The organism is Oleiphilus sp. HI0117 (genome assembly GCF_001635235.1).
In genome coordinates, this window is the sequence record NZ_LWGA01000980.1 from 1 (window position 1) to 5,323 (window position 5,323).

The window sequence follows — 5,323 nt, forward strand, 5'->3', positions numbered from 1 at the left end:
TTATGAATAAAAGCAAACGCACTGAAATTTTTACACGCTTACGAAATGAAAACCCATCCCCCGAGACAGAGCTGAACTACAGCTCCCCTTTTGAGTTACTGATAGCTGTCGTCTTATCAGCCCAAGCAACTGACAAAGGTGTAAATAAAGCAACCGATAAACTGTTTCCCATTGCCAATACCCCCGAAACAATTAGAGACTTGGGCCTTGATGGCTTAAAGGCTTATATAAAAACCATTGGCCTGTTTAATGCAAAAGCAGAAAACGTCATTAAAACATGCAACATACTGATAGATAAGCATAATAGTGAGGTCCCACAAACCAGAGAAGAGCTTGAGGCTTTGCCTGGTGTAGGAAGAAAAACTGCAAACGTGGTATTGAACACGGCATTTAAACAAGTTGCCATGGCCGTCGACACGCATATTTTTAGAGTGTCCAATCGGACAAAAATCGCACCCGGTAAGAATGTACTGGAAGTTGAAAAGAAGCTTCTTAAATTTGTTCCCAAAGAGTTCTTATTAGACGCTCACCACTGGCTTATTCTTCACGGACGTTACACATGCGTTGCCAGAAAACCTAAATGCGGCGCCTGCTTAATTGAGGACTTATGCGAATTTAAAGAAAAAACCGGCGAGTAATTACTTACTAGCCGGTTACAATAATTATCCTGAATTAGGGGCTACTGTCGAATACCTTCGATGTTCAGCTCAATTTCTACGTGTGTCGAAGCAGGGCCCAAGTTACGGGTAATACCGTAATCAGCAAGCTTTAAGCTCGTCTTACCGGTGAACCCAGCTCGATAACCACCCCAAGGATCTTTCCCTTCACCCACCTTTTCAACCGGGAAACTAATACTTTTACTTACCCCATGAAGCTCGAAATTCCCCGTTACTATCGCACTATCTTCATCAATCGCCTTAAAGTTCGTACTTTTAAAGGTCGCAAGCGGAAACTTCTTAACATCTAGGAAGTCATCACTTTTTAAATGCTTATCACGTTCAGCATGATTGGAATCAATACTATCAGTTTGAATTGTCACATTAATTGAAGATTTTTCAGGTGCTGCAGCATCATAAGAAAAACTACCGTCAAACTCATTAAAGCGCCCTAAAAGCCAGCTATAACCCAAGTGCTTTATCTTAAAGGAAACAAATGCATGCGCGCCCTTTACATCGATCGCATAATCAGCGGCATTCGCAACACCTACTGGGCCAAGAGTACCAAGCGCCAATAGACCAGATAAAATTAACTTCTTCATATTATTCTCCTAAGTTGGATTTGAGACTTATTTCCCCGACCGTAACATTTTGACCAAGGTTGTATCTTTATCAATAAAATGGTGTTTTAAGGCACCTGCCACATGAAGTATTACCAAAACAATCAAAGTCCAGGCGAGATAAAAATGAATTTCGCCTGCTATATCTTCCTGGTTCTCGATCAAAGAAGGTAGTGCTGGCACATCAAACAACTCGAACACGCCTACACCTCGACCGTCAGCAGTAGAAATAAGATAACCACTACTCATTATCAGAAACATAAGAATATATAACATTAGATGCACTAGGTGCGCCACCTTGTGCTCGAACGCCTCACCTTTACGCCCACTTACCTCGGGTTGTGGAACAATGTTAATAGTGCGCCAAATGACTCGAAATATGAGCGCCAAGAGCAGACATACACCAATACTTTTATGCAGATCCAAAGAGCCCTTATACCAGGAATCATAATAGCTGAGCTCAACCATGTATAAACCCAAGCCAAAGAGGAAGAATATACTAACAGCCATGAGCCAATGAATTATAATAGCCACCAAACCGTAAGAACTTACTGTATTCCGGATCATCACACATTCCTGCTAAACAGAAGAAACAATGATGTCACTATAGATCAAGGACACTTGTGCGGAAATATAAAATATGCAGAAGCGTTGTGCATAATTGCACACAGAGTAAATTGGGGTGCGCGCTCTTATTCTAGAAACAAGAGAGTTTTATATCATAGCGAGTATGGAAACTAGTTATGAGAAGATAATAAACGGCGTAGCGATAATTAATAGCAGAATTAACAGCAACAGCGAGTTAAAAACAAACTGAAGCCTTTTATAAAGCGGGCGATTCCGCTTTTTAAAGGCCTTCGACCATTCAAGAAAAGGTGTAACAGTGCTGAATAGGCGGTTAAAAAAACCTTGGCGATCTATCGATGTATTAGGCACTAAAGTTGCGCGTGCCAAGAGCTTGTATACCCAGTTAATCCCTCGACCAAATATATTCATTGGACGCTCAACATCAAACATTAGAATCAGTCGATAGTCTTCGGTATTGTTGTTCACATAGTGAATATAAGTTTCATCAAAACAAAATGCCTCACCATCCCTCCAAGAATAGCTTTTGCCATCAATATTGATAAAACAGGCATCTGAGTTAGGTGTAGATAGCCCAAGCTGATACCGGTATGAGCAGGCAATGGGATCGCAGTGGCGAGTCAACTCTGAGCCTGGAGGCAACAAAGTAAACATTGCACCGTTTACTGAAGGAATGTTTTTTAGCAGCTCAACTGTATTAGGGCATAGCTTCTTTGCAGATTCATGCGTGTAACCATACCAGTTGACATAGAATTTACTCCAACCATGCTTATAGAAGGTTCTAAAGCCAACATCATAGTACGATGCAGAGCCTTCTTTGGTTGTCTTCTCAAAGTAACCCTGCTCTCTAAGACTCTCCGCCTCTTCACGCACGAGTTCCCACTTGTCAGTAAGGGACTGAAGCTCAGCAAAATCATCAATATTAACAATCGGTTTACGATAATTTCGCTTGGTCGACACATACAGAAAACAATTGAGAGGAGCAAAAATTGGCCAAGCTTTCCGGAGATATTCGCGAAGATTCTTATAGCGCACCTCTCCTCGATAGTTATACACATATACACAGCTGACTGTACTCAGTGCCACAACGAGAAGAATTACTAACAGAGCAAGGCTCATCGGTACCGACCTTATCTACATATAAGCCTGAAAGATAACACCTCAAGGGGCTCTTTGTAGAATTTAAATCTACAAAACTAAATATACTGTGAATTAGAACGGAATATCATCATCAAAATCATCACTAGGAGGCGCCATTGCTGGAGCGCTTTGCGGAGCGGCTTGAGGCGCTGCCTGAGTATAAGCCTGGCCGCCCTGTTGTGGCGCGCGCTGATAGCCTTGTTGAACCGGCGCCGCCTGCTGTGGCTGCGCATAGCCCTGCGGTGCAGCCTGTGCTTGTGGTGCTGCTTGAGGAGCAGGCTGTGTCTGATACCCGCCTTGCGTGGCTGCTTGCGGCTGATCAAATCCACCCTGCTTACTATCTAGCATCTGCAGTTCGTTCGCAACAATCTCGGTGGTATAGCGGTCTTGTCCGCTTTGATCTTGCCACTTTCTGGTCTGCAACTTACCTTCGATATAGACTTTAGAGCCTTTACGCAGATAATCTTTTGCAATTTCAGCTAAACGATTAAACATAACAACACGATGCCACTCCGTTTTTGGCACCATCTGTCCACTGTTTTTATCTTTATAACTTTCATCCGTAGCAATATTCAGGTTTGTGACCGCTGAACCTTGCGCCGTCATGCGCGCATCAGGATCTTGCCCTAAATTACCGATCAAAATTACTTTGTTTATACCTCTTGCCATTACCTTTCCCCGAATTATTTTTTGCTCTAATCTAATTATTGTCTCATGCTTAACGATAGCATTCCATAACCGAATCCAGCTCCTGCTGATTTAGTTTACCTTTGATTACTTTGAGATAAGCCACCTTATCTTCAGGCACCAAAACAACCTCTTCAACACCTCCCACTGAGCTAAGCCTATCGGTTATTTCCTGAGCCTGAGAGTCTGCCAAAGCTGAGAAACTTAAGGTCATACCTGTTTCAGAGCTTGGGTTAGCCATGCCGCGAGCAAATAGAAACCAGCCAAGACAAACAATACTTACCAGCAGATAAACGCCTGACTCATCATAGCTACTTAGAACCCAACCACCTAACACCCCCCCAACAAAGGCACCAAAGAACTGGCAAGTTGAATAAACCCCCATCGCCGTTCCTTTGCTTCCAGCCGGACAAATCTTACTGACCAAAGAAGGCAAACTCGCTTCGAGCAAGTTAAAAGCCATAAAGTAAAAAAACAAGCTAAGCCAGAAATATAAAAACTGGTTCTGAGTCAAACTAAAACTCAGTGACGAAGCCAGAAGAAGCAGAATTGCGAATAAAAAAACCGGCTTCATTTTCTGCTTCTTTTCACCAATGATAATAAAAGGAACCATTGCGAAAAATGATGTCACCATCACTGTTAGATAGACCAGCCAATGATCCTCGCCCGGCATATTAATTTTGTTAAGCAATGACATGGGGACAGCTATAAACAAAGCTGTCAGGCAAAGGTGAAGTGCAAAAATGCCGATATCAAGGCGAACTAGCTCTTTATGTTTTAAGACGTCCATTAACTGGCTCTTGAACAAACGGGTATTCCTGTCGGATGCACTCTGAACAGGATTCGGCACAAAGAAGTACAGCCAGAACATTCCGAACAGTGCCAACACAGCAGTAAACCAGAAAATCCCCTGAAGCCCAAGAACACTTCCCACTAAAGGCCCTATAACCAAGGCAACAGAAAAAGATACACCAATAGACATACCAATAATTGCCATCGATTTGGTGCGGCTCTCTTCACTCGTTAAATCACTTAGCAAAGCCATCAAGACACTGGCAATTGCCCCTGCCCCCTGAAGGAATCGGCCAAATATCACACCGTAAATTGTCGTTGAAAGTGCCGCGACCAAACTGCCAATGAGAAATAGGAGCAGCCCGAAGAAAATCAGTTTTTTGCGACCAAATCGGTCAGACAGTGCACCAAAGGGAACTTGGAACAGCGCCTGGCTCAAACCATAAGCACCAATAGCAACACCAATTAGAATTTCACTCGACCCGGCTAGCTCCTGCCCATATAAAACAAAAACCGGCAAAACCATAAACAAGCCAAGCATACGCGAAGCATATAAAAGAGCTAAAGAAATTACCGAGCGCTTTTCACTAGCAGTCATTATTTTGTATACATTCATCAAATTATTCGGGCAGCCATTCTATCATTAAGACCCACTGCAAGGAATCGCAATACAGGTCTAATAAGTACTAATGAGCGCTTACACCCCATTAGCGTGATATGTCATACAAGTTAGCGTCTAAATTGCTATAATCGACCGTTTTTAAGCATCGGTTAGTAGATTAATGGATAAGATCCTCGTTCGTGGCGCAAAAACACACAACCTAAAAAATATCGACCTTACAA

6 protein-coding genes are annotated in these 5,323 nt (G+C 42.7%); 1 reads left to right on the forward strand and 5 read right to left on the reverse strand.

Translation table 11 applies throughout. From position 1 onward, the window contains the following. Positions 1 to 2 precede the first annotated feature (2 nt). On the forward strand, positions 3 to 638 hold the full coding sequence (gene nth, locus A3757_RS17600; protein WP_068512591.1) for an endonuclease III: 636 nt from the start codon (positions 3 to 5) through the stop codon (positions 636 to 638). 41 nt (positions 639 to 679) lie between these two features. Here the strand turns inward: nth and A3757_RS17605 are convergent, their stop codons facing one another. The 5 genes from A3757_RS17605 to A3757_RS17625 form a co-directional block, all read right to left on the reverse strand. Further along, the gene (locus A3757_RS17605) at positions 680 to 1,258 is read right to left on the reverse strand and encodes a YceI family protein (RefSeq protein ID WP_068554554.1); all 579 of its coding nucleotides are present in this window, start codon (positions 1,256 to 1,258) and stop codon (positions 680 to 682) included. Between the two features lie 27 nt (positions 1,259 to 1,285). Next, positions 1,286 to 1,843: a cytochrome b gene (locus tag A3757_RS17610; RefSeq protein WP_068554552.1), complete on the reverse strand. Its 558-nt coding sequence runs from the start codon at positions 1,841 to 1,843 to the stop codon at positions 1,286 to 1,288. Positions 1,844 to 2,017: 174 nt separating this feature from the next. After that, positions 2,018 to 2,821 (reverse strand): aspartyl/asparaginyl beta-hydroxylase domain-containing protein, encoded by an 804-nt coding sequence (locus A3757_RS17615; RefSeq protein WP_197470107.1) that lies wholly within the window; start codon positions 2,819 to 2,821, stop codon positions 2,018 to 2,020. 252 nt (positions 2,822 to 3,073) lie between these two features. Beyond that, positions 3,074 to 3,670, reverse strand: coding sequence for a single-stranded DNA-binding protein (gene ssb / locus A3757_RS17620; RefSeq protein WP_068554548.1), 597 nt, complete (start codon positions 3,668 to 3,670; stop codon positions 3,074 to 3,076). Between the two features lie 49 nt (positions 3,671 to 3,719). After that, positions 3,720 to 5,096 (reverse strand): MFS transporter, encoded by a 1,377-nt coding sequence (locus A3757_RS17625; RefSeq protein ID WP_231872100.1) that lies wholly within the window; start codon positions 5,094 to 5,096, stop codon positions 3,720 to 3,722. Between the last annotated feature and the right edge of the window lie 227 nt (positions 5,097 to 5,323).

Excerpts from the sequence above, each read along its gene's own strand:
- A3757_RS17610 (WP_068554552.1), bottom strand. The coding sequence starts at position 1,843 with ATGATCCGGAATACAGTAAGTTCTTACGGTTTGGTGGCTATTATAATT.
- ssb (WP_068554548.1), bottom strand. The coding sequence starts at position 3,670 with ATGGCAAGAGGTATAAACAAAGTAATTTTGATCGGTAATTTAGGGCAA.
- A3757_RS17605 (WP_068554554.1), bottom strand. The coding sequence starts at position 1,258 with ATGAAGAAGTTAATTTTATCTGGTCTATTGGCGCTTGGTACTCTTGGC.
- A3757_RS17625 (WP_231872100.1), bottom strand. The coding sequence starts at position 5,096 with ATGAATGTATACAAAATAATGACTGCTAGTGAAAAGCGCTCGGTAATT.
- nth (WP_068512591.1), top strand. The coding sequence starts at position 3 with ATGAATAAAAGCAAACGCACTGAAATTTTTACACGCTTACGAAATGAA.